The organism is Microcoleus sp. S28C3, from assembly GCF_036700785.1.
GTDB lineage: Bacteria > Cyanobacteriota > Cyanobacteriia > Cyanobacteriales > Microcoleaceae > Microcoleus > Microcoleus asticus.
In genome coordinates this window covers 1-22,637 of record NZ_JAUBPO010000005.1, presented here as the reverse complement: position 1 = coordinate 22,637, position 22,637 = coordinate 1, and the positions used below count along the sequence as shown (strand labels likewise).

Here is a 22,637-nt window from a genome sequence, read left to right as displayed (position 1 = left end):
TAATGGTTTAGATATTGCCTCCAGTTGCAGGATTTTATGAAAGTGGTCTACTTGAGTAAGTGGGAATACATAACGCAGGAAGAGGGCTGTTTTTACGGCTGTAAACTGGCGGCTTTTATGGATATTAAGTAAGTGGTTACAAAAAAACATTAGATGGGGAGGGCGGGTTTTGTAGCACTATACTGGCTGGTATCTTGTGATATTAGCTAAACCCGCCCCGGAGGGCCCATCCTCGATATTATTGATTTTTGCGCTTACTTACTTATATATATCTTAGTCTTCAAAAAATCAGAAGTTGCACTTTGCTATCCCGGCAGTGCCAAAATAAACTGGTGCAGGCAAATCAACAGCTAAAATCTAAAAACAATCATGCAGAATATAACTGCTTCAAATCCAGCGACTGCGACCGATCGCGCTTTTGGCACCGCAGAGATTAAACTACTGGTACTGGATATCGACGGCACGATCGCAGGTTTGTCAAATGACATCGGAGAATCCGTCAAGCAGGCAATTCTGGCTGCCGAGTCGCGGGGAGTTAAAGTGGCCATCGCTACGGGCAGGATGTACCGATCGGCTTTGCGTTTTCATCGCGACATTGGCTCAACATTGCCGCTGATTTGCTACCAGGGCGCGTGGATTCAAGATCAAGCTACTCAAAAGCGGCTGCGGCACTTGCCGCTGTCGAAACAAACTGCTCTGCAACTGTTAGATTATTTTGAAGAACCGGATTTGCGACCGCTCCTTTCGATCCATTTCTACATTGACGACCAACTTTACGTGCCGGAAATTACCGAAGCTACCCGAATTTATGCCAAAAGATCGGGCATTGAACCAATTGTGATTAAAGATTTGCGGCGAGATATTCCGGGGGAACCGACGAAAGTTTTGGCTTTGTGCGAGAATCCGGGGGTACTCGACGGGTTGCTCAGCAGTATGCGGCTGCGCTACACGCCTGCTGAGCTTTATTTGACTCGATCCGTTGCTACTTTTTTTGAAGCTACGCATCCTTCGGCGAATAAGGGAGATGCCGTGCAGTATTTAGCGGAGGAACTTTTGGGTTTGCAGGCGGCGAATGTGATGGCGATAGGCGACAATTTTAACGATCTAGAAATGATTGCCTACGCGGGTGTGGGCGTGGCGATGGGCAATGCTCCTGATGGCGTGAAGGCTGCTGCTGATTGGGTGGCACCGGATGTGGAGGAAGACGGGGTGGCGGCTGCGATCGAACAATTTGTTTTGGGCGATCGTTGATATTTGTAGCCCCAATACCGCAGGGGCGGGTTTGCCAACATCTGGAAAAAATCTAGATCGACCCGCCCCAGCTCAGGGACAATATTTAAGTTATTATATAACTGTGTAGTTTTGAGTTCTATGTAATCAAGTTTTGATTAGAAAAAAAAATCTACACTTTCGGATTTTTTGAGTTCAAGTCCAGTCAATTACTTTTTTTGCAGCATCTGAAGATTAATTTAACGAACCGCGAAGACGCGAAGACGCGAAGGAAGAAATGAAGAAGGCGGGGCGGGCTTACAGATATGGGGGATGTGAATTATAGATAATTTAAAACTCTTAAAAATGCTTTTCAACAGAAAAAGCACCGACGACTGGCCGTGTTTCGTCTCGGTGCTTCTTCTGGTTCGCTCCTCACACGTCCATCACTATAGCCGACTCAGTAAATGGTGTCAATACTTTTTACAAAAATAGTTTTTTGAGTCGGCTGCTGCCGGGGTGCCGGTGGGGTGGAGTGAGGCAAAACTTTTGCACTGCAAGGGTTTGACTCGATCGCCCAAGGCTTGCCTCGATCGGAAAAATTTTACTTGACTTCCAGCAGCCAGTCCAAAATCAGAGTATTGACTTCACTGGGCCGCTCGTCGTGGGGACAGTGGCCTGTGTTGGGAATTGAAACAAATTTCACTGGTTTACCGTTGGCGGCCAATTGTTGATAAATCTGGCTGCCGGCGATCGGCGTCCAGGGGTCGTCTGCGCCCCAAAGTACCAATAACGGACGATCGACTTTGGGCAGCAATTCTGACGGTTGAGGGCCTGCTGGGGCCGTGAGAATTGAGGCAAACACCTGTTGAGCTCCCGGCTCGCAGGAGGGGGCGTGGAGGAGTTCTACGAGTTCGTCGGTGATGGCTTCGGGGTTTCTGTAGACTTGGCGCAGGGTGTTGCGGATGCGGTGTTTTTGGCGGATGTTGTTGAAAACAAACGGGCCGATCAGGGGCGATCGAACTAATTTAGTAAAAGTCCCCATCACTACTCGCAGCGGGAAATTCAGTTCGTCCGGCCGGTGGTTGAGCCCGCCGGCACAGTTGATTAAGACACCGCCTGCTGATATTTCTGGATGGTTGGCGACTACCATCAAACTCAGCAAAGCGCCGATCGAATTCCCGACAAATACAGCCGGTTCCTGCACCAGATCCGCCGAGAAATCTGTCAGCAATTCTTCCCACAATTCCAGAGTGTAATCTAGGGCTGGTTTGGCGGAAGCACCGAATCCCAGCAAGTCCAGAGCAAATACGCGATAGCCGCCGGCCGCGAGTACGGGAATATTTTGTCGCCAATGTCCGATCGAAGCCCCAAATCCGTGAATCAAGATCAGAGGGCGGCCGGCTCCTTGGACGGTATATTGGATTTTGTGACTTTTCCAAGTCCAAATTAGCTTTTCAAAACTCGTTGAAGATACTAGCTGTTGTGCTGTCACGACTCTTAATGTAAATTTTCGTTAACTTCTTTCATCATACCAGCACAATTCCTCTCTCGGCGGCGTCGGAGCAACGCCCCACAAGAACATTCAACTTTTGAGAAGGATGCAAGATATCAGGTTAAATAAATAAACATACTTCTTCCTTCTTCCTTCTTCCTTCTTCCTTCTTCCTTCTTCCTTCTTCCTTCTTCCTTCCTCCTTCAAAATCCCAATTTCCTATTTTTACTTGTTTTGTAGCAACCAATAAGTCATCATATCCCCCTTACCTTTTACCGGAATCACGCCTCGCCTCTCAAACAAATACTTATCTTTCAAAAGCTTATAAGTAACATCAGTAACTTGAATCCTGCCTGCAAAACCCGTAGCTTCCATCCTCGCTGCTACATTCACCGTATCTCCCCACAAATCATAGGTGAACTTGCTCACACCAATTACTCCCGCAACAACTGGCCCGGAATTGATGCCGACGCGAATTGCCAGTTTTTCCCCTGTCTCGGCGGACAACTTTGCTATTTGTGCCTGCATTCCCAGGGCCATTTGGGCGATCGCCTCGGCGTGGTCGTGTCTCGGCGTAGGCAATCCCCCGACTACCATGTAAGCATCGCCAATAGTTTTAATTTTCTCCACACCGTACTTTTCAGCTAACTGGTCGAAATGGGAAAAAATTACGTTCAATCGCTTTACCAACTCCGTGGGAGACATTCTCGCCGACAGCTCCGTAAAGCCCACTATATCCGCAAATAAAACACTTACTTCGGCAAAACTGTCAGCAATTGTAGTTTGCTCCGCCTTCAAGCGTTCTGCTATTGGTTTGGGTAAAATATTTAACAGCAACTTCTCGCTTTGTTCCTGTTGAATTTTCAGCTCTTCTTGCGCTAATTTCCGCTCTGTAATGTCAGAAACAGTACCCTCATAGTAGATCAGCTCACCTTTTGAATCCCGAACTGCCCGGACATTTTCTGACACCCAAATCCAGCTCCCGTCTTTGCGGCATACCATAGATTCAAACCCCAAAACGGCATTTTCAGCATCCATAGCAGCCACGAATTCGAGGCGGCGTTCCGGGTCAACGTACAGTTGCTGAGCAATATTTTTAATCTCGGACATCAGTTCTTCTGGCGACTCGTAACCGTACAATTTTGCCAAAGCTGGATTAGCGCTGAGATAGCGTTCTGAAGGTGTACTTTGAAAAATTCCTTCCATCGCATTTTCTACAATGCTGTGATATTTTTCTTGAGCAATACGCAGCAATTCTTCTGCTTGTTTGCGCTGAATTAAAGAACCTAATTGAGTGCCGACCGCATTAAAAATGTCTATAAATTGCGCGTTTTTCCGAGAAGACGAAACTTTAAAAAAAACGAGCACTGCCAATACTTCATCGCCTATCAAAATCGGTACGCCAAAACCCGCTTTGAATCCGAGTTCTAGTGCTATTTGACTTCGGCAAAAATCCGGGTAGCCCCTGGAAACATCTTCTACCCATTCGGGTTTTTTGGATGCCCAAACTCGTCCCGGCAGCCCTACATTCATAGGAAATGTCAGTTGTTCGCTTTTGCTGCGGAACGATTCCAGGCTGGCGCTGCTCGCATACCAGCCCCGGGCAGATTGCAGGAAAGTTCCTTCTGCATCGGGAATCCAAGCTTCTCCTACATCCCATCCGATGGTTTCGCCAACTTGGTGCAGAATTACTTCTAAAGCTGAGTGAAAGTCTACAGCTTCGCCGATCGCCCGCGTAGTTTCCAGCAAAAACCTGATTGATTCTTCAGCCCGCTGCCGTTCTGCGATTTCTTCATGCAATCTAGAATTGCGATCGTGCAGTTCTCTAGCTTGCTGTTGCAGTTTCGATTGCAGCGAACGAAGGGAAAGTTGGTTTTCGACGCGGGCCAAGACTTCTTCTACTTGAAACGGCTTAGTAATATAATCTATTCCTCCTACTTGAAAAGCTTTAACTTTTTCCAGCACATCATTTAGCGCACTAATAAAAATTACCGGAATATCTTTAGTTTTTTCGCTTAACTTTAACTGCTCACAAACTTCATACCCGTTCATTTTCGGCATATTTATATCTAGTAAAATTAGATCGGGAGGGGATATTTGCGCCCCTTGCAGAGCCAGTTGTCCGTTAATAGCTTTCCTGACATGATACCCGTAAGATGTCAACATAGTGGATAAAAGTCGCAAATTGTCCGGCATATCGTCAACGATCAAAATGTCTTTAGGAGTCGCTGGCAATGGATAATCATTCATCATAATATAATTGAGTTAAATCGATAATGATATCTATCCGAAAATTATCGACTAAATCTGTTAAAGTGTTAGCGAGATTTGCCTCAGTTTCGGGAATTTGCTCGATGAGTTCGAGGATGCGGTTGTCGTCAACGCAAAGTGCTGCTCGGTGCAACTCGACAACCCAGTCTGTGGGCATTACACTCAAATCCTCAGCGGTCAAACTTTTAAGTAGCGTCCCTGATGAAAAAGAAGTAGAGGAGTTTTCTTCCTCATAAATATAACGCAGGTTCAGGTGATGCGCTATCTTTTCAAAGAGTACCTCTTCCCGAAACGGTTTACAGATCAAATCGTTACAACCAGCAGACAAAATCATCTGCCGCTGCTCGTCAAAAGCACTGGCAGTCAGGGCAATAATTATTGTTTGTCTACCTTCTAGAGTTTGCTTGATCTGTCTGGTCGCTTCGTACCCATCCATTACTGGCATCAGCATATCCATTAATATCAGGTGCGGCTTCCAAGTTAACTGCAAAGCAATTCCTTCTTGACCGTTAGTTGCTTCGCGGACTTCAAACCCCAGCGGTACGAGGAGCTTAAGTAGCAGTTGGCGATTTTCCGCTACATCTTCAACTATTAATATCCGATAAGTTTGTTGTCCGGCTTCTAAAGCAATAACTTGTTTAACCGCCGATTTTTCTTGTCGATCGCTTTCTGTTACTAAGTTAACCGAGATATTAAAGCTGAAAGTTGTGCCTTGGTCTAGTTGACTTTCAACAGCAATATCACCTCCCATAATCCGGACAAACTGTTGGCTGATCGGTAATCCGAGACCAGTTCCCTGCATTGATTTTCGACCAGTTTCGGTTTGTACGAAGGGCTTGAATAATGTGGATATTTCCGAGGGAGAAATGCCGGGACCCGTGTCGGCAATTTCAAAATACAATTGGGATTTGTTTTCTTCGGTGGCGTTATTTTCAGCTTGGCTGCTGACGCGCAAAGTAACTGTTCCGTGCTGAGTAAATTTAATCGCATTGCCGAGCAGGTTAATTAAAACTTGTCGCAATTTAGCTTCGTCTGTTTGAATGTACTGCGGCAAATTGCCGATATTTTCAAATATGAGGTGCAAACCTTTTGAGTGGGCTTTTAGTTGCAGCATTTCTTTTAGACTGTTGAGAAGCCTGTAGAGATTGAAGCGATTTTCATTAATTGTAATTTGACCTGCTTCTATTTGAGACATTGACAAAACATCATTGATAAGTTCCAGCAAATGTTCGCCGCTGCGGTTGATAATTTCAATGTATTCTTTTTGTTCTTCCGTGATAGAACTGTTGCGAGCCATGACTTGGGAAAAACCGAGAATGGCGTTGAGAGGCGTGCGGAGTTCGTGGCTCATGGAAGCGAGAAATTGGCTTTTGGCACGGTTGGCAACTTCGGCGTTTTCTTTGGATTTAATCAGTTCCATTGACTGCCTTTGAGTCCGGGCAAGCAATTCCGCTTGCTGTAATGCAACTCCTAGCTGAGTGCCTACATCAACTGCAACGTTGATTTCCGCCTCGGTCCACTGGCGGGGATCTGAGTTTTGATAAGAGGCTAGTAATCCCCAGAGCTTTTTGCCGCAGAAAATCGGCACAATAACGTAGGATTTAGCTTGAAATTTTTCTAGCAATTTGATGTAACAATTATCGAAGCCTTGCTTGTAAATATCTGGGACACAAAGGTAAGTTCTACCTCGGCTGTAGACTCCGCCTTTGGTTTCTTGTAAATAGGTATCGCGGACTTCTTGTAAAGTGCGATCTAATTTTTTGACTACGCAAAGTTCGTTGTCTAAAACGCATTCAGTAAGGCTAGAATCGAATTCCTGTGCTTGGATGAAAGAAACCCACTTGCGGTCTAGGGATTCGGCTACAAATTCGCCGCTCCAGTCTGGATTGAAACGGTAAATTGCGACTCGATCGCACTTCATGGTTTCGCGCAATTCTCGGGTTGTGGCGTAAAAAATGTCTCGGATCTCTAAAGTCTGCCGCATTCTTTCAATGATGCGGGCGATCGCTCTTTGTCGTAAAGCACTTTCTTGCAGTTCGGTTTCTGCTTGCTTGCGTTCGGTAATATCTACAGCCATTAAAGCAATGCCGATCGCTGTACCGTTATCGTCAATTAGCTGAGTATTGTACCACTCGCAGATGATAATTCTGCCGTCTTTGGTCAGATTTTCGGAAGTGCCGCTGGATTTGGCGTTCCAGCCGTGATTGAAAATCTCAGATACTTGCTGGTGGTAGCTTTCAGGTACGATCAAATCGGAGGCGACTCTCCCTTTCGCTTCTTGCTCGCTGTAGCCAAAAATAGCAACGGCCGCGGGATTCCAAGTGATAATTTCTAAATTGAGGTTTAACTCGATAACTGCGATCGGCGTTTGCTGCAATAAAAATGAGATTCTTTGCTGCGATGCTAGCAGTTTCTCTTCGGCTAATTTGCGGTCTGTGATGTCATTAGCGGTGCCGAGAACTTGTTTGGGTTTACCATCACTTGTTCTGAGAAATACTGTATCCCAACTGTGCATCCAGCGCCATTCACCGTTTTTGTGTCTCATCCGGTATTGACATTCAATGACATCGCCGTCTTTGGCTCGCTCCAGTTTTTGGACGCTTTGAAAATACTTTGGCAAATCGTCCGGGTTGAGCAGCGTTGCCATCATTGCTGTACCCATGTCTTGTATTTCTTGGGTGCTGTACCCTAGTATCGCCGCAATTTGTCGGTTGCTGTAGACATTGCGCCGTTCAATTAAATCGTAAACGTACAATAGGTTGGGATTGGAATCGGCGATCGCCTGAATGAAGTGCTGGGTTTCTCGGAGTGCAGATTCTGTTTGTTTGCGGTCGCTAATATCTCGCGCTACGATAATCACTGATTCTGGAGAAAGCGGAGAAATTTTAGCGTCGAGGCAAACTTCCCGAGCTCCGACTGTAAAGCTATATTCAACATTGATACTTTGCTTCGTTTTCAGAACTTGTTGGATGGCATTTAATACCAAATCTGCCACAGGTTCCGGCAAGACTTCGTGAGCAGTTTTGTTAATCATTTCGCTTGGAGGTTTCACCAAATTCGCCGTTCCTGTCGGGGCGATTTTGATGCAGCGCCCTTCTGCATTTCTCACTAAAACTGTGTCAGTCATGGCGGCAAAAATAGCCCGCAATTCTGCTTCAGATTCTTGCAGAGCTTGCTCAGCGCAGATGCGGGTGCGAATTTCTGCTTGCAGCAGTTTATTTTGCCGATCGAGCTGCACAAGCCGGTTTTTTTCTCGATCGATCAGTTTAGTTTGAGCGATCGCAATCCCTACTTGAGCCGCCACAGCTTCTAACAAGTCGATTTCATCGCAGGTCCATTCCCGGTAGCGATCGCACTGGTGCAAGCAGATAGCGCCGTTTGCCCTGCCTTGATAGGAAGTGCGAATTGCCAGCATTGATTTCAACCCAATCTTGTGGCAAAGTGGTTGAACAGCTTGCAAAAGATGGTCTGAATAAACATTGTTGGAGGCGATCGCCACATCTTGTATCATCATTTGTACGACGTGAGGATTGCCCCAAATTGGAATGGGTACATTCCAAATAGATTCGCACGCGGGTTCGAGATACTCAGCCGCCAGAGGAATATCGACTTGGGGGGTAGTAACGTAAGTATGAATCAAACAGCGATTGACGCAGAATGCCAGACCAATTTGAGTTGCAGCTATTTGAAATATTTTTTCTGGCTGCAAACTTGAGCGAATTTCTTTAGTTATTTTTGCAATCAGCAATTCTCGCTGAACTTGCCGTTCTAAAGCTGCTTTAGCTGCTGCCATTTCTATTTCTGCTTGCTTGCGATCGCTGATATTAAAAAGTACGCCATACCAAACAATGTCGCCATTATCGCGCATTTCTGGTCGAGAATTAGATTGCAGCCATTTGAGTTGACCCGAGGGCGTAACAATCCGCCATTCAAAGGCAAAAGGTTCTAAACTTCGAGCACTAGCGGCAAGTTTTTCTTCCAGATATTGACGATCGTCTGGATGATTTTGATCGAAGCACAAGTCAGGATTTTTTAAGATATCCTCACTCTCGAATTCGTAAATTTCCCGACAAGCATAACTGATATATTCAAATTTAAAAATTCCCTCGACCGTCTTTATAAATTGATAAATAACCCCTGGTATATTGACAGCCAATTTTTGCAACTGCGCTTTGCTTTCCCGGAGTGCTTGTTCTGTATGCTTGCGAAATTCTACCTCTCGTTGCAGTTGAGCATTTTGCTGTTTTAATTGTTTCGATAGCTGTTGTATAGTCAGTTGACTTTCGATCCGCACTAAAATTTCTTCCACTTCAAAAGGCTTAGTAATGTAGTCAACACCGCCGACTTCAAAAGCTTTAACTTTGTGAAAAGTTTCATTAAAAATGCTCAAGAAAATCACCGGAATTTCCCGAGTCTCTTTGTTAGCCTTCAGTCTTTCGCAGACTTCGTAGCCGTTCATTTTGGGCATGGCAATATCTAGCAAAATCAAGTCTGGGAGAACAGCAAACTTAGCCTTTACCGCCATTTGTCCAGAAATCGCCCGCTGAACTTTATACCCTTCTTTCGTCAAGATATTTGATATAAATCGAAGGTTGTTGGGCTCATCGTCAATAATTAAAATGTGAATATTTCCTTTTTCTATCAACATTTTTTGTCTTGCCCTTCTGATTTTTTTATTGTTAGCAGCAAATTAATTATTTAATAAATTTAGTGATTCTCTTCCAGGGACAATCATTCATAAAACCTTGTTAATTTTCGCAAACATAGGATTAATTTTAGATATTAGCCCATCGACTAACGAATTTTCTCTGCGTCCAACTTTTTGCCTGCTTGTCTTAAGTTCGCAACTCAAATTAACCGCATTTTGGTCATCTTTTATTGCAAAAATAAACCTCATCATTCGCTGCAAGAATTAACTATGCCGAAAAAAAGTCATGACTGAGGCACTCCCGACCAAAGAAACCGGATTTTTTAACTCTGTTCAAGGGCTGCGGCGAAGTATTTTTGTGCATAAAACCCCGTTGATGCGCCCGCAACAGTTTTTTGCTTGACTTTAGCATTAAAATTCCCAGGAGCATAACGCAAGCTTCTTGACATTTTTCTGCCACCTTCAAATAGTTTTAGCAAAGATACACACCTGGACGCACCCCGAGGCGAAGAAACCGGGTTTTTTACTCTTGCCCCGGGCTGCAACGAAGTATTTCTGTGAAAAAAAACGGTTTCGACGCATCCGCCCATAAGTCTTAAGATATTTATAGGTAACTAAGACTATAGATCCGTCAACCCGCATGCAAAGGCTGCCGTATAAATTCTTTTCTATGTCTTTTCTAGGCAAGCAATTCCTTAAGTTTTGCAATATTTTCATTGGTGAGCAAGATTTTAATTTCCAGTTCTTGATCGGCCTCCCACAGCAGTAGAATATTATCTTCGCTCAAGGCGATTTCGGGATTATTTAATTCAAGTGTTTGATATTTAACTTCTGGAAATCCTATGCGAATTACCAATTCGGATTCCAATTGAGGATAAATGTACAATTGCTGTTGCAGGTTGTCTAGTTCTAGTTTGTGAACTGTGTTGTTACGTTGGATAGGAAAATCGGCTTTGTACCAATAGAGAGTTTCCTCGCGAATTTCGGGATTGACTATCACAAATGTTTCGTCAAAACGCTGAGGATGCCAGTGAATTTCGCTCAGACCGCCGATTTGCGGAATCAGTCGCTGTACCCAGCTAATTTCTTTGCCGTTGAGGTTTCCCCACCACTGACTGATATTATCGAGATTGTCAGCATTTTCGGGGTCGGTGCTGCCGGACTGCCAGACTGTTTTTAATGGTTGCATATAATACAGGTTCTCCTAAAAATTTAAATTTGAGATTGCAGGCTTTCCATTGGAGATTCATTCGTTCTACAATAATCTTAATGGACTTACCAATTATTTACCACGAAAATTACGTGGCACCCCTGCCACCGGATCACCGCTTCCCGATGGCAAAGTTTCGGATACTTTACCATATGCTGCTCGCGGACGGGGTAGCAGATAAATCGCAATTTCACGCTCCCGAACTTCCGCCTCAAGAATGGATTGAATTAGTCCACGACCACCGCTACGTTCAAGCTTACTGCAACGGGACGCTAGACGACAAAGCTCAGCGGCGAATTGGTCTGCCTTGGAGTCTGGCTCTTGCTAACCGCACTTGCACTGCGATTGCAGGAACGGTACTAACTGCCCAGCTCGCTTTAAAATGCGGTTTGGCTTGCAATACGGCGGGGGGAACTCATCATGCCTTTCCTGCTTTTGGATCTGGTTTTTGTATTTTTAATGATTTGGCGATCGCCTCCCGCGTCCTCCAACAATTGGGTTTAGTTCGCAAAGTTTTAATTGTCGATTTAGACGTGCATCAAGGAGATGGAACCGCTGTAATTTTCCAAGATGACAGCAGCGTTTTTACTTTCTCGATGCACTGCGAGGTAAATTTTCCCGGCACTAAACAAAAAGGCGATTTAGATGTATCTTTGCCTGTCGGTATGGAGGACGACGAATATTTACAAACATTGGATAAATTCTTACCAGATTTGCTTTCAAATGTCAAGCCAGATTTAGTTTTGTACGATGCCGGAGTAGACCCTCATCACTGCGACAAACTGGGAAAATTAGCTTTAACTGATACGGGCTTATTTCGCCGGGAAATGCAAGTTTTGACTGCGTGTTTGGCTGGCGGCTATCCCGTTGCCTGCGTGATTGGCGGTGGCTATTCCGACGACATGAATGGGTTAGTTTACCGACATTCGCTGCTGCACCGAGCCGCAAGTCAAGCCTACAGGCAATATAAACTTTAAGATTTGTAAATTATGCGACAAAAATCTAGATAAATTTAGTTAATACCACATAAATGAACGGCAGACAGCGCGAGCGATCGCACAAATTTTGGAGCCAGACAATTTATAGTTCATTATAGACTAGCGTTTAATCAATAAATAGGATGTCACGTATGCAAGTTAATTCAAACAACTAAGACTAGGAAAAACACAGAATTTAGAGTTTCTAGAACCTATTACCAAGCGTTATTTGATGGTCATTAACGCCAGCTCCACCTGCGATAAAAAAGGTGACAGGTATCTCGATCCGCTGTGGGCAAAAAAAAGACCTAACGGAACACTTCAGGTATCTTAAAGACTTCACCTTAGCAACTCCCTGCCAACAAGAAACATCCCCAGGAAATGCAATTGTCGTCACCCGCGAACCATCGTTTTCTAACGTTAAAGCAGATATTGTACATAGTTGCGTAGCAGGCTGGCCCATTCCTATGGGGTGGTTAGTGACACCAATAGCCCTGATTCAGGGAAAATTCTACGTACTCGCAGTCCAGTCCGCACCGTGGCGTCTGGAACCAGGCAAAACCATAAAAATTAAAGACAGAATCATCGCTTACGTATCGGAAATAGTGAATCGCTGGTGCGTAAATAATGCTAACCTGACAATCTTCACACAATCGCAATACCAGCAGAGTTTACTGACAAAGCGACAAGAACGAGGTCACGTCATCCATGCTTCTTGGATAGATGAAGAAAATATCATTTCTAAAGCCGATGCAGAGGAAATATGGCACAAAAAGCTATCCCCCTCAACCCAAAAACAGAAACTTCTATTGGTTGGTCGAGTGGAGTCCAGTAAAAGCGTGTTAGTTATATTAGAAGAAATGAAAATTTTTGACAAAAAAATATTTTTGTCAATCTCGATATACTCGGCAATGGCAAAGTGTTGAGCGAATGCAAAAGACTTAGCAATCAACTGCAAAAATCGGTTAAAAATCCAAATTTTGGGAACGGTTGCTTACGGCAAATAATTCTTTCGGTTGCTGCAAGAATATCATGCTATTGTAGTTCCCAGTCTTTCATAGGAGCAGCCCCGGATTGTTTACGATGCTTATTCCCAAGCATTACCGATACTCGCAAGTAACACAGACGGACTGCGCGACTGCATCCACAACCATAAAACTGGTGTAATTGTTAATTCTAACGACCCTGTAGCCTTAGCAGATTCGATCGAATGGTCGGGGCAAAACTTGCCTCAGCTTCAAAGTATGGGCAAGGCATCTCTCCAGCAGGCTCACAGCATGACGCACCAATAAATGCACCGTTCGCGGTAGCAGCTTTTATTGAGGATGTTGCAGTCATCCAAAGTTTGAATTTAGCTCGTGATTTTAGGGAGTGCAACTTTCAATTTTAGTTTTTGTATCTTGTTGAGGGTTCGGTTGGTGGCAGGGTGTTCCAGTCCGTGCCGAAAATTTTGATGCCCCACTGCAAAATCTACTGCACGTCCCTTGACTGGTGCTAAAGTAGGAGGCGGAGATAAAAATAGCGATCGCCCTAGACTTGTCAAAAACCACAAGCTGAGCTAAAAAAGTTCATAAAGAGTATTGCCCTTATGTCGAATGCAAGTGCGTCTAGTCAGCCGTACTCCTTACTCGTAGTCATTGTTAATTACAGGACGCCCCGCCTGACAATCGACTGCTTGCACTCTCTAGTAGACGAAATTAGATCGCTCCCAAATACCCGCGTTGCAATTGCCGACAACGCTTCAGGCGATACCTCAGTCGCAGAAATTGCCGCAGCCATCGCCGCAGAAGGCTGGAGCGAATGGGCATCCTTCGTGCCCCTAGACCGCAACGGCGGCTTCGCCTTCGGCAACAATGCCTTGATCCGTCCCGTACTGCAATCGGCCAATCCCCCCCCTTACTTCCTGCTGCTCAACCCAGACACTGTAGTTCGCCCCGGCGCATTGAAAGCTCTCGTCGATTTCATGGATACTCATCCCGAAGCAGGAATCGCCGGCAGCCGCTTAGAGAACCCCGACGGCACCCCCCAAGAGTCAGCTTTTCGGTTTCACAACATTTTGACCGAACTCGATTTCGGCTGGCGTCTTGGCCCTGTGTCGAAGTTATTGAAAAACAGGGTCGCCGTCCCTCCGATTTCTCAAGAAATCTGCCAAACTGATTGGGTGGCTGGAGCCAGCATGATCGTCCGCCGCGAAGTATTTGAACAGGTTGGCTTGATGGATGAAGCTTATTTCATGTACTGCGAAGAAATGGACTTTTGCCTGCAAGCAAACAAAGCTGGCTGGAGTTGCTGGTATGTACCTGAAAGTCGCGTTGTCCACTTAGTCGGTCAAAGCTCGGGCGTCACCGACACCAAAGCCGCCCGCAAGCGAATGCCCCAGTATTGGTTTGATTCCCGGCGGCGCTACTTTATCAAAAACTATGGCTTTCTCTACGCCGCCTTAACTGATATCTGCTGGGCTTCGGGTTTTGCTGCGTTCCGGGTGCGCCGCGCCGTACAAAACAAGCCAGACAACGACCCGCCAAACTACCTCCAGGATTTCTTGCTCAATAGTGTATTTTTCAAAGGAGGTTCGATAGAAGAATCGAAAATTTTTTAAAGGATTTTTGCAAACAAGTCTCAGCTCGATCGACCGTGTTAAATATGGCCAGTAAATCATTCCCTGAGAGAGCAAAAAGCTTGGTATTCCTCATAAAATAAACTCGTGCATCCGACATTGAAAATCTCAAAAACAGCCGATTATTGTCGGGAGCAAGAAACAGCTAAAACCACCAGACAGAGTGTTGAGAAAAGCTTATGGTAACGCAGACGGACTTAATAAGTGAAAATCAAGTAGAAGCTCCTGCACTAGGATTGTGGCAACAGATTCAAGAAGATTGGATCGCTCACGGTCGCGATTGGACGAAGCCGGGATTTAGGGCCGTAGCTGTTCAGCGCTTTGGTGCTTGGAGAATGCAAGTTGAACCGAAATTACTTCGCGCTCCTTTGAGCATTCTTTACCGATCGCTATACCGAAAAGTTCGCAACACCTACGGCATAGATTTGCCTTACACTGTAAAGCTCGGTCGCCGCGTGGTGATCGAACATCAAGGCGCTATTATTATTCACGGATATTGCACGATCGGCGATGACTGCATTATCCGCCAAGGCGTAACCCTGGGAAATCGCTACTTGGACAAGCCGCTAGAATCTCCTCAATTGGGCGATCGGGTTAACGTCGGCGCTGGTGCAAAAATCCTCGGAAAAGTAAACCTGGGAGACGACGTAAATATCGGAGCAAACGCCGTAGTTTTATCAGACATTCCTGCCGGTCAAACTGCCGTTGGCATTCCGGCGAAGATGATTGCAACGAAAAAAATTCCCGACAAAAATACTTAAATTATTAGATAGCATTGATTATGTCTCAATTGCACAAAGTTGGATTGGTGGCGATCGGACGCAATGAAGGCGATCGCCTCCGAGCGTGTTTGCAATCAGCGAGAGTCCAAGTAGCTCTGGTGGTTTATGTCGATTCTGGCTCAACAGACGGTAGCTTGGAATTAGCCGGATCGATCGGAGCGGATACAGTAGAACTCGACCTATCTACACCTTTTACCGCAGCACGCGCCAGAAATGAAGGCTTTGCCCGCTTGCTACAATTAGCTCCCGACATTGAATTTGTCCAATTTGTAGACGGCGACTGCGAAATAGTTGACGGCTGGCTCGATCGAACCCAGGAAGAACTCGCCGCCAAACCCGACGTAGCCGTAGTGTGCGGGCGCAGACGCGAAAGATTTCCCAACGCCACACCATACAACCGACTGTGCGACATCGAGTGGGACACGCCTGTCGGCGAAGCCAAAGCTTGCGGAGGCGACTCCATGATGCGAGTCAAAGCATTCGAGCAAGTCGGCGGTTTCAACCCCGCCCTCATTGCCGGCGAAGAACCGGAACTCTGCGTGCGGCTGCGCCAAAACGGTTGGAAAATTGAGCGCTTAGATGCAGAAATGACCCTGCACGACGCCCAAATGACTCGTTTTGACCAGTGGTGGAAGCGCTCTCAAAGAGCCGGTCACGCCTACGCCGAAGGTTCCTGGCTGCACGGCAACACCCCCGAACGCCACTGGGTCAAAGACACGCTCCGCATCTGGTTCTGGGGATTCGTTTTGCCAGCGCTAGCATTGGGTACAGCCTGGTTCACCCACGGGTGGAGCCTGTGGTTGCTGGCCGGCTACCCGGTACTTACTTACCGAATTTACCGCCAGATGCAGCAACGGAATTTGCCAGCCAAGGATGCTGCGCTTTATGCTATATCTTGCGCGATCGGGAGATTTCCCCAGTTGCAGGGTCAGATTCAGTTTCACCAGCGCCGCTTGCTCGGACAGCGCAGCAACTTGATCGAATACAAGACATCAAACCCATCAATTGAGCAAGTTAGAATTAGTGCTAAGTCTACTAAGTAGGTTAGCAATTCTCAACTTAACTTGTTTTTTTTTGCAACTTCTCCCCTGTACTCCCGAATCCGGTGTTGGTGTAGAGGCGGGTTTTCTCCCCAACCTCTACAGCCGACGCCCGCACCTCAAAAAAAACGCAGCCGATCGAGTAATTTCTGCAAAACTCAACTTACAAATATCGATTTATAAACAAAGGCTTCCAACGAATAAACAACCCACAATTAAAAGTTTTATTAATTATAGAGCAGTGCAACCCCGAGGCGGCATCTGTACTTTTAGTATGTTACAAATTTTTCCAAGCAATTAGGAAACTCGTAGATGCAACTCTTGTTACCCAGGAAAAAAATAAAACGCCCTGTCAAAGTTAAAAGAACACAAAAACGTTATTTGTAGAGTTCAAAGCGAACAAAATAAATACTTTACTTACTGGAAATGCTACTGGTAATTAAAGGCACAAGTAATGGCTTTTTAGCTCAGGTTTTAAGCTATCCAGTTTATTTATGCAAAATTCAATCAATGATTGGCGAAAAAGCAGGTTTTTAGTTTAAATTGTCTATGAATGCAGTTGGGTTCAAAACCACTTATGCGAATTGTAATTGTTGGTCAAAATGCCTCAACTCAATTCGGCGGCGAGGCATTGCTGCCGCTGAACTACTTCAGGATACTTCGATCGCGCCAAAAAGAGATCTGGTTAGTAGTCCACGCCCGCACCCAGGCAGAACTCACAGCGCTGTTTCCAGAAGCCCGCGATCGAATGCACTTTGTACCCGACACTTGGCTGCACCGGCTGCTTAACAATTGCGGGCTATTTATCCCTGCAAGAGTAAATGAATTTACTTTTGGGCTGCTCAGTCACCTCTACACCCAAGTCCTACAGCGTCGCATTGTCCGGCGGCTGGTGAGCGAACACCAGATTGATGTTGTACACGAACCGACACCAGTCTCGGCAACAGTTCCTTCGTTGATGTTCGGATTGGGAGTGCCAGTAGTTATCGGGCCGATGAACACGTCGGTTAAATTTCCTCTGGCTTTTCGATCGCGCCAAAATCCGATCATCGATCTTTTAATCGCGATCGGTTACCAGTGCGTCGATTTCTTCAATCGTCTTTTTCCTGGTAAAATCAAAGCGGAAACGGTCTTAGTGGCAAACGATCGCACGAAGCAGGCACTTCCGGCTGGGGTGCAGGGTAAAATTATTGAACTTGTGGAAAACGGTGTAGATTTCTCGGTGTGGCGATCGGAATCTACCGTATATAAGGAACCCAACCCGCAAGTTCATTTTGTGTTCTTGGGGAGGCTGGTAGACTGGAAGGGTGTAGACTTACTGCTAGAAGCCTTTGCACCCGTTGTTGCTCAAACCAATGCAGTTTTGGAAATCATCGGTGATGGGAAGATGCGAGAGGAACTAGAAGCTCAAACAGCTCGTTTGACGATCGATGATAACGTCATATTTAGTGGCTGGCTGTCTCAGGAACAGTGCGCTATCAAACTGCAACAAGCTGATGCAATGGTGATGCCGAGTTTGCGAGAGCCGGGGGGAGCCGTGGTTTTGGAAGCAATGGCCGTGGGGCTGCCGGTCATAGCGACGAACTGGGGCGGCCCAGCGGATTATATGGATTCCACTTGCGGTATTTTAGTAGAACCAGCTTCTAAAGAAGGCTTTGTCAAGGGACTGGCAGATGCGATGCTGAAGCTCGCTCATTCACCCGAATTGCGACAGAGTATGGCTTGTGCGGGACGGGAGCGCGTCCGGCAGCATTTTGATTGGGAACGGAAAGTCGATCGAATACTTGAAATTTATCAACAAACGATCGACCCTTGCCCGAAGCATTAGGTAGCCGACCATTAAAGCAGCAGCTCTGACGTTGAGAGCTGCTGCTTGGGGGTGCTAAAAAAGTATGTGGCGGCCCAAAAACCCCACTCTACTTCCTAGCTAGCTAAAAACGGGTTAACCCGTTTGGTTAACCCGCGAGCTTGGGAACGCGCAGAGCGATTAATTTTGCACTACCAGCTTGACGTTGGCGTTTTGCAAACCGCGCTGCTTGACTGCTGCCAAGGTCTTGTTAACTGCGTACTTCTGGTTGATGGAGTTGATTAACTCAGTTTGATTGTGCTTTTTGGCGACGCCCCAGAGGTCAGCAATCAGGTCAAAGGAACCATCGCTATTGCGAGACCAACCCAGGTCATATTCGCCTTCCAGAATCGCCACGATGTCGGAGCGAACGCGCTGACCATTATAGCCACGAACATCAGCTTCTGACTTGACTGAAATGCCCAAGTCGCGCAGGGAAGCTTTCAGGATTTCGGCATCGGTGATTTTGGTACGCAGAGTGCTAAAGTGAGACATTGGATTTCCTCCTAATAAAACTGAGAGAGAAACAACAACGGTCTGGATTTAACGGTGCCGCTGGGCGGCTCTTCAATCGAACTGCTAGCTGTTGCTAGCCTTTGCTCCTGTTTGGACCAGGAGAAAGCTTTTAGAATTCCATTCGCTGGTATTCAGCGACGGAAGACGCAGCGGGCCGTGCACGCTGTCTAGCCCAATCTCGCAGGGCGGTGACCTGTTCGGTCATTGTTTTAGACAGTGGCATTGTGGATTTAATGGCCGCGATGATGTCTAGCTGCGTAAACTCTCGATCTTGAGCGAAGGCTTCGTACATTGCTGCTACTAGCGCTTGCTCAATCTCTGCACCTGAAAAGCCGTCGGAAACGTTGGAAAGTTGCTCTAAATCGAAGCGAGTAATTTCCCGACGCCGCTTTGACAGGTGAATCTTAAATATATCTTGGCGTTCTTCTTTGGTAGGCAGGTCAACAAAGAAGAGTTCGTCGAACCGGCCTTTCCTCAAGAATTCTCCCGGCAACCGCTCGATTCGGTTGGCTGTTGCCATTACGAAGACTGGCGAAGTCTTTTCTTGCATCCAAGTGAGGAAGGAACCGAAAATCCGGCTGGAGGTGCCTCCGTCTGAGTCGGCCGAACCAGTGCCTCCTGCAAAGGCTTTGTCTAGTTCGTCAATGAAGAGGATGGCTGGAGAGATGGATTCTGCGGTTTTCAGGGCGTTGCGGAGGTTGGCTTCCGATCGACCCACCATCGAGCCGTCGTAGACTCTACCCATATCTAGCCTCAGCAGGGGCAGTCCCCAGAGGCGGGAGGTTGTCTTGGCAATCAGCGATTTTCCGCATCCCGGTACGCCGAGAATTAACATCCCTTTTGGTTGAGGCAGACCGTATTCTCTCGCCCTTTCTGTAAAAGCGTTGGAACGCTGCCTGAGCCACCTTTTTAGCTCTTCTAAACCTCCGACTGCATCCAGGGTTTCGTCTTCTTCAATGAACTCTAGAATGCCGTTGCGGCGAATTAATTGCTTTTTCTCCGACAGAACGATGTCTACTTCTTCTTCTGTTAGGCGCCCAGTAGAAACTTGGGCTTTGCGATAAACCTTTTCAGCTTCGTCCTTGGTCAATCCCAAGGCTGCTTTTAAAAGTTTTTCTCGCGCTTCTGTAGTAATGCGTCGCGATTTCGTTTGCTCCAACTGACCAGACAATACTTGGTTGAGTTCCTTCATGTCTGGGAGCGCGAAGTCTAATACCACTACTTCCTTTTCTAGCTCGATCGGAATTTGCTGCAAAGGAGACATCAGTATAATTGTCTTTTGCGTTCCTTTGAAGTTGGCGATCGCATCGCGCAACCACCTCGTTACCGGAGGAGAATCTATAAAAGGATGGAGATCTTTGAAAATGTAGATGCTAGCGTTACTGTTGGGTTCTCGCTGCCTGATCACCCATTCAATTGCTGCCTCTGGCGAGACGGTGTTGTGCTGGGTGGTGGTGCGGGGTTGACCGTACTCCACAATGCCGTGAGTTACAGTCCAGATAAATACTCGTCGCTGTGGTTTGGCTTGAGCTATTGTCGAAATTGCTTGCTCACACCGCTCTTCCTCGGATGTCACGAGGTAGATCAGAGGATATTGAGCTTGGATTAGAATACTGATCTCTTCTTGCATAGTCCTCGACCCACTAGAGACGGTGCTATCTTTGCTGAATCTCAATGCTGCCCTTGGCTCTGTCACTGAAAATTTCAGTTCTAGCTTTTTGGGGAAGCAAGGCATTCTTAGCAGGGAACCAATTCTTCCTCTCCCGGTTTAGCCGTGCTGGCGCTGACGCCCGACACCTGCTTTACTGGAAGATCCTGCTCAGCCAATAGGCTCGGCTGACTTGTTACGGATGCCAGTTCTCCATCTCGCATTACTACTGAACCCGTGCATTCTGGACAGTTGTATACCCGATGGGTTTGTCCGTAGGAGGCTTCCACTTCGTCAACCAGTTCGGGGTTTCCTAGGTAGAAGACAATTGCCCTTTCTGCAATTGATGACATCGGTTCAGTTTCGACTGCGGCTCTGATTTTGAGCTGGCGATGCAGTTCAGGTGGAAGATACAATGTAACTTTTTGCTTTTCTTGCATATGACAGTGAATTGACTTACCCGGGTATGTATATCAGATTAGCCGCTTCTTTCTTTGCTGTCAAGCCTCTATGCTGCTTTAGCGTCATCTTGTAATATCTCGTTACATTTGACGTGACTCTGGGTCAGTTAACAACGGAAAACTGAGGAGTGTAGCTGATGAGGCATCGGTGCAGCGGCAGGTATGGGTAGCGTCAAGGACGATCGACCAACTATAGAACCCATTTGAGATCTTTTTACGTGGTGGCTAGTCTTTTAAGCATCAGTCTGATAAAGCAAAGCTTGAGTTTGGCATTTGAACGAGCGAGTGTGCGATCAAAGTTTTTGACGCCAGCTTTTGCATCTTTCCACCCAAGCGTTTGAACGTTCTCTTCCCCCATCTAGCCGCCGAGGGCACAAATCCAGATTGCCCTTTAGCGTGCTTTTCGGCTTTTGATGGCTTAGCCCAGAGTTCAAATTGAATCTTAGCCATAATCGAGCGGATAAATCTCCTCCAAGGCAAGAGTTGCGTTTCTCAGGGTGGTACCCGTTGTCTAACAAGATGGTAGTTTTGGGAAGTTCGGCAGGTTTAGATTTGAAGTAATCGATGTTTTGTCCAAGCATTTCAATCAGCTTGCAGATCATCAGATAAGCTAGCTTTGGAGAGGGTGAGTAAAGAAGGGAAAGCCAAGTATATCGACAGCTAGATGTCTTTTGATGCCAAAGCGTGCATTTGTAGAAACAAAACCCTTTAGACTCCTCACTAGCATAGAAGCGTGTTTTTAACCCATGAGTGAGTCAATCATGATTAGGGTTGTCCACTGCGGTTTTTTTGAGCAAGTTCCGCGCACCTTACTATGTAACTCCGTCATGATCCGATCAAGTACACCGTCCTCACACCAATTTTGGTAATGCCAGAAGACAGTAGAATATGGTGGTAGATCTCTGGGCAAGTCAGACAATTACAACCGTTCTTGAGTTGATAAAATATCCCCGAAAAGGATTTGCCGCGCAAGTCCACACCGGAGGTCTGGTTTTCTTCTTCTGGGGCAGTAATGGCTCAATAATTTCCCACTCCTTGTCCATGACATCGCTGGAATAACCCATTTTCAACCCCAATCTGATTAAATTTACCTCTTTTTGTCAATTTTACTCGCTCGCCCAAAAGATCTCAAATGGGTTCTATAAATATGAACAATAGATATATATAGCCTTTCTTAGAAAGATGAGGTTGAGGTATCATGTTACTGACACTCACTCGTGAGGGTCAAACAGAGAAGATAAGATCAAATGAACTATAATTACATGGTTGAGTAAAGCCACGCGAAAGCGATACCACACATAAGAGCATTTTTTGACAGCACGAAGAAGTTGACTCACAACACGTTTACTTGTACCAAACTTCACACATTGTTAAAAATGCAAGCTTATTCGATTGATTTTAGGCAAAAAATCCTTGATACTTATCATGCTGAACCTATTTCACAAAAACCAATAGCTAAGCGTTTTTCTGTAGCCTTGAGCTTTGTACAAAAATTGCTTAAACAATATCGTGAAACAAAAAATATTACTCCGAGAACAGACCGATGTGGAGTCAAAGGCAAACTAAATGCGGAGCAACTACTCATCGAGTACCCAATTGATTGAAGAAAATAATGATGCAACTCTTGAAGAACTCCGTTATTTACTTTATGGGAGAATTGGATTTTTCGTTAGTAGAGCGACAATAGGAATAATGATAAAACTCTTAAACATTACTGTCAAAAAAAACTCTCTTTCTTTCAGGCAAAGGCACGGAGCGAGTTCAAATCCTGCGATGTGAGTTCTGGAAAACAGGGCGAACGCATCTAAACTTTATGTTAACAAAATATGGTATATTGGAGGATTATTATTGAGTACCTACAAAACATTTAATTAGAGTTTACCCTGTATGAGACTCAAACCTAAAAGTACCATTGCT

19 protein-coding genes are annotated in these 22,637 nt (G+C 45.9%); 9 read left to right on the top strand and 10 right to left on the bottom strand.

Annotation, left to right across the window (positions count from 1 at the left end; translation table 11 throughout):
• The first annotated feature begins 369 nt into the window (after positions 1-369).
• Positions 370-1,251 carry a Cof-type HAD-IIB family hydrolase gene (locus QUA13_RS02865; protein ID WP_333196469.1) on the top strand — a complete coding sequence of 294 codons (882 nt, stop codon included), beginning with the start codon at positions 370-372 and terminating at the stop codon, positions 1,249-1,251.
• 562 nt (positions 1,252-1,813) lie between these two features.
• Here the strand turns inward: QUA13_RS02865 and QUA13_RS02860 are convergent.
• From QUA13_RS02860 to QUA13_RS02840, 5 genes are all read right to left on the bottom strand, one after another.
• Complete coding sequence (locus QUA13_RS02860; protein ID WP_333196468.1) at positions 1,814-2,704, bottom strand: alpha/beta fold hydrolase; 891 nt, start codon at positions 2,702-2,704, stop codon at positions 1,814-1,816.
• Positions 2,705-2,825: 121 nt separating this feature from the next.
• Positions 2,826-2,951, bottom strand: coding sequence for a hypothetical protein (locus QUA13_RS02855; RefSeq protein WP_333196466.1), 126 nt, complete (start codon positions 2,949-2,951; stop codon positions 2,826-2,828).
• Complete coding sequence (locus QUA13_RS02850; RefSeq protein ID WP_333196465.1) at positions 2,930-4,957, bottom strand: adenylate/guanylate cyclase domain-containing protein; 2,028 nt, start codon at positions 4,955-4,957, stop codon at positions 2,930-2,932. The genes QUA13_RS02855 and QUA13_RS02850 overlap by 22 nt, the downstream gene beginning before the upstream one ends.
• On the bottom strand, positions 4,947-9,623 hold the full coding sequence (locus QUA13_RS02845; protein WP_333196463.1) for a response regulator: 4,677 nt from the start codon (positions 9,621-9,623) through the stop codon (positions 4,947-4,949). Before QUA13_RS02845 ends, QUA13_RS02850 begins: the two co-directional genes overlap by 11 nt.
• A gap of 679 nt (positions 9,624-10,302) precedes the next feature.
• Positions 10,303-10,812 (bottom strand): hypothetical protein, encoded by a 510-nt coding sequence (locus QUA13_RS02840; protein WP_333196461.1) that lies wholly within the window; start codon positions 10,810-10,812, stop codon positions 10,303-10,305.
• Between the two features lie 80 nt (positions 10,813-10,892).
• Between QUA13_RS02840 and QUA13_RS02835 the strand changes: the two genes are divergently transcribed.
• From QUA13_RS02835 to QUA13_RS02810, 7 genes are all read left to right on the top strand, one after another.
• A complete protein-coding gene (locus QUA13_RS02835; RefSeq protein ID WP_333196459.1) occupies positions 10,893-11,810 on the top strand; it encodes a histone deacetylase in 918 nt (305 codons plus the stop codon).
• Between the two features lie 269 nt (positions 11,811-12,079).
• Complete coding sequence (locus QUA13_RS02830; RefSeq protein ID WP_333196458.1) at positions 12,080-12,736, top strand: hypothetical protein; 657 nt, start codon at positions 12,080-12,082, stop codon at positions 12,734-12,736.
• 147 nt (positions 12,737-12,883) lie between these two features.
• Positions 12,884-13,102, top strand: coding sequence for a glycosyltransferase (locus QUA13_RS32675; protein WP_445242672.1), 219 nt, complete (start codon positions 12,884-12,886; stop codon positions 13,100-13,102).
• A 296-nt stretch (positions 13,103-13,398) separates the two neighbouring features.
• Positions 13,399-14,409 (top strand): glycosyltransferase family 2 protein, encoded by a 1,011-nt coding sequence (locus QUA13_RS02825; protein ID WP_333196457.1) that lies wholly within the window; start codon positions 13,399-13,401, stop codon positions 14,407-14,409.
• Positions 14,410-14,606: 197 nt separating this feature from the next.
• A complete protein-coding gene (locus tag QUA13_RS02820) occupies positions 14,607-15,188 on the top strand; it encodes a serine acetyltransferase (RefSeq protein ID WP_333190060.1) in 582 nt (193 codons plus the stop codon).
• A gap of 29 nt (positions 15,189-15,217) precedes the next feature.
• Entirely contained in the window at positions 15,218-16,252 is a 1,035-nt protein-coding gene (locus QUA13_RS02815) for a glycosyltransferase (RefSeq protein WP_333196583.1), read from the top strand.
• Between the two features lie 574 nt (positions 16,253-16,826).
• Entirely contained in the window at positions 16,827-18,077 is a 1,251-nt protein-coding gene (locus QUA13_RS02810) for a glycosyltransferase family 4 protein (protein ID WP_333196456.1), read from the top strand.
• Between the two features lie 159 nt (positions 18,078-18,236).
• On the opposite strand, the gene QUA13_RS02805 is transcribed toward QUA13_RS02810, so the two are convergent.
• The 5 genes from QUA13_RS02805 to QUA13_RS02785 all read right to left on the bottom strand — a co-directional run bounded on the left by QUA13_RS02805 (position 18,237) and on the right by QUA13_RS02785 (position 21,784).
• Entirely contained in the window at positions 18,237-18,590 is a 354-nt protein-coding gene (locus QUA13_RS02805) for a DUF1257 domain-containing protein (RefSeq protein ID WP_006635781.1), read from the bottom strand.
• Positions 18,591-18,720: 130 nt separating this feature from the next.
• Positions 18,721-20,241 carry a stress-responsive protein Ycf46 gene (gene ycf46 / locus QUA13_RS02800; RefSeq protein ID WP_172188738.1) on the bottom strand — a complete coding sequence of 507 codons (1,521 nt, stop codon included), beginning with the start codon at positions 20,239-20,241 and terminating at the stop codon, positions 18,721-18,723.
• 107 nt (positions 20,242-20,348) lie between these two features.
• Positions 20,349-20,699: a hypothetical protein gene (locus QUA13_RS02795; protein ID WP_333196454.1), complete on the bottom strand. Its 351-nt coding sequence runs from the start codon at positions 20,697-20,699 to the stop codon at positions 20,349-20,351.
• A gap of 261 nt (positions 20,700-20,960) precedes the next feature.
• Positions 20,961-21,170, bottom strand: coding sequence for a hypothetical protein (locus tag QUA13_RS02790; protein ID WP_333196453.1), 210 nt, complete (start codon positions 21,168-21,170; stop codon positions 20,961-20,963).
• A 461-nt stretch (positions 21,171-21,631) separates the two neighbouring features.
• Entirely contained in the window at positions 21,632-21,784 is a 153-nt protein-coding gene (locus tag QUA13_RS02785) for a hypothetical protein (RefSeq protein WP_333196450.1), read from the bottom strand.
• Between the two features lie 312 nt (positions 21,785-22,096).
• On the opposite strand from QUA13_RS02785, the gene QUA13_RS02780 reads away from it, so the two are divergent.
• The gene (locus QUA13_RS02780; RefSeq protein WP_333196448.1) at positions 22,097-22,324 is read left to right on the top strand and encodes a hypothetical protein; all 228 of its coding nucleotides are present in this window, start codon (positions 22,097-22,099) and stop codon (positions 22,322-22,324) included.
• Positions 22,325-22,637 lie beyond the last annotated feature (313 nt).

What these genes read in the sequence shown, in the direction of transcription:
- QUA13_RS02845 (WP_333196463.1), bottom strand. Translation starts at nt 9,623, where the DNA reads ATGTTGATAGAAAAAGGAAATATTCACATTTTAATTATTGACGATGAG.
- QUA13_RS02780 (WP_333196448.1), top strand. Translation starts at nt 22,097, where the DNA reads ATGCAAGCTTATTCGATTGATTTTAGGCAAAAAATCCTTGATACTTAT.
- QUA13_RS02835 (WP_333196459.1), top strand. Translation starts at nt 10,893, where the DNA reads ATGGACTTACCAATTATTTACCACGAAAATTACGTGGCACCCCTGCCA.
- QUA13_RS02865 (WP_333196469.1), top strand. Translation starts at nt 370, where the DNA reads ATGCAGAATATAACTGCTTCAAATCCAGCGACTGCGACCGATCGCGCT.
- QUA13_RS02795 (WP_333196454.1), bottom strand. Translation starts at nt 20,699, where the DNA reads ATGCAAGAAAAGCAAAAAGTTACATTGTATCTTCCACCTGAACTGCAT.
- QUA13_RS02785 (WP_333196450.1), bottom strand. Translation starts at nt 21,784, where the DNA reads ATGGGTTATTCCAGCGATGTCATGGACAAGGAGTGGGAAATTATTGAG.
- QUA13_RS02850 (WP_333196465.1), bottom strand. Translation starts at nt 4,957, where the DNA reads ATGATGAATGATTATCCATTGCCAGCGACTCCTAAAGACATTTTGATC.
- QUA13_RS02790 (WP_333196453.1), bottom strand. Translation starts at nt 21,170, where the DNA reads ATGGCTAAGATTCAATTTGAACTCTGGGCTAAGCCATCAAAAGCCGAA.
- QUA13_RS02820 (WP_333190060.1), top strand. Translation starts at nt 14,607, where the DNA reads ATGGTAACGCAGACGGACTTAATAAGTGAAAATCAAGTAGAAGCTCCT.
- QUA13_RS02825 (WP_333196457.1), top strand. Translation starts at nt 13,399, where the DNA reads ATGTCGAATGCAAGTGCGTCTAGTCAGCCGTACTCCTTACTCGTAGTC.
- QUA13_RS02840 (WP_333196461.1), bottom strand. Translation starts at nt 10,812, where the DNA reads ATGCAACCATTAAAAACAGTCTGGCAGTCCGGCAGCACCGACCCCGAA.
- QUA13_RS02810 (WP_333196456.1), top strand. Translation starts at nt 16,827, where the DNA reads ATGCGAATTGTAATTGTTGGTCAAAATGCCTCAACTCAATTCGGCGGC.
- ycf46 (WP_172188738.1), bottom strand. Translation starts at nt 20,241, where the DNA reads ATGCAAGAAGAGATCAGTATTCTAATCCAAGCTCAATATCCTCTGATC.
- QUA13_RS02805 (WP_006635781.1), bottom strand. Translation starts at nt 18,590, where the DNA reads ATGTCTCACTTTAGCACTCTGCGTACCAAAATCACCGATGCCGAAATC.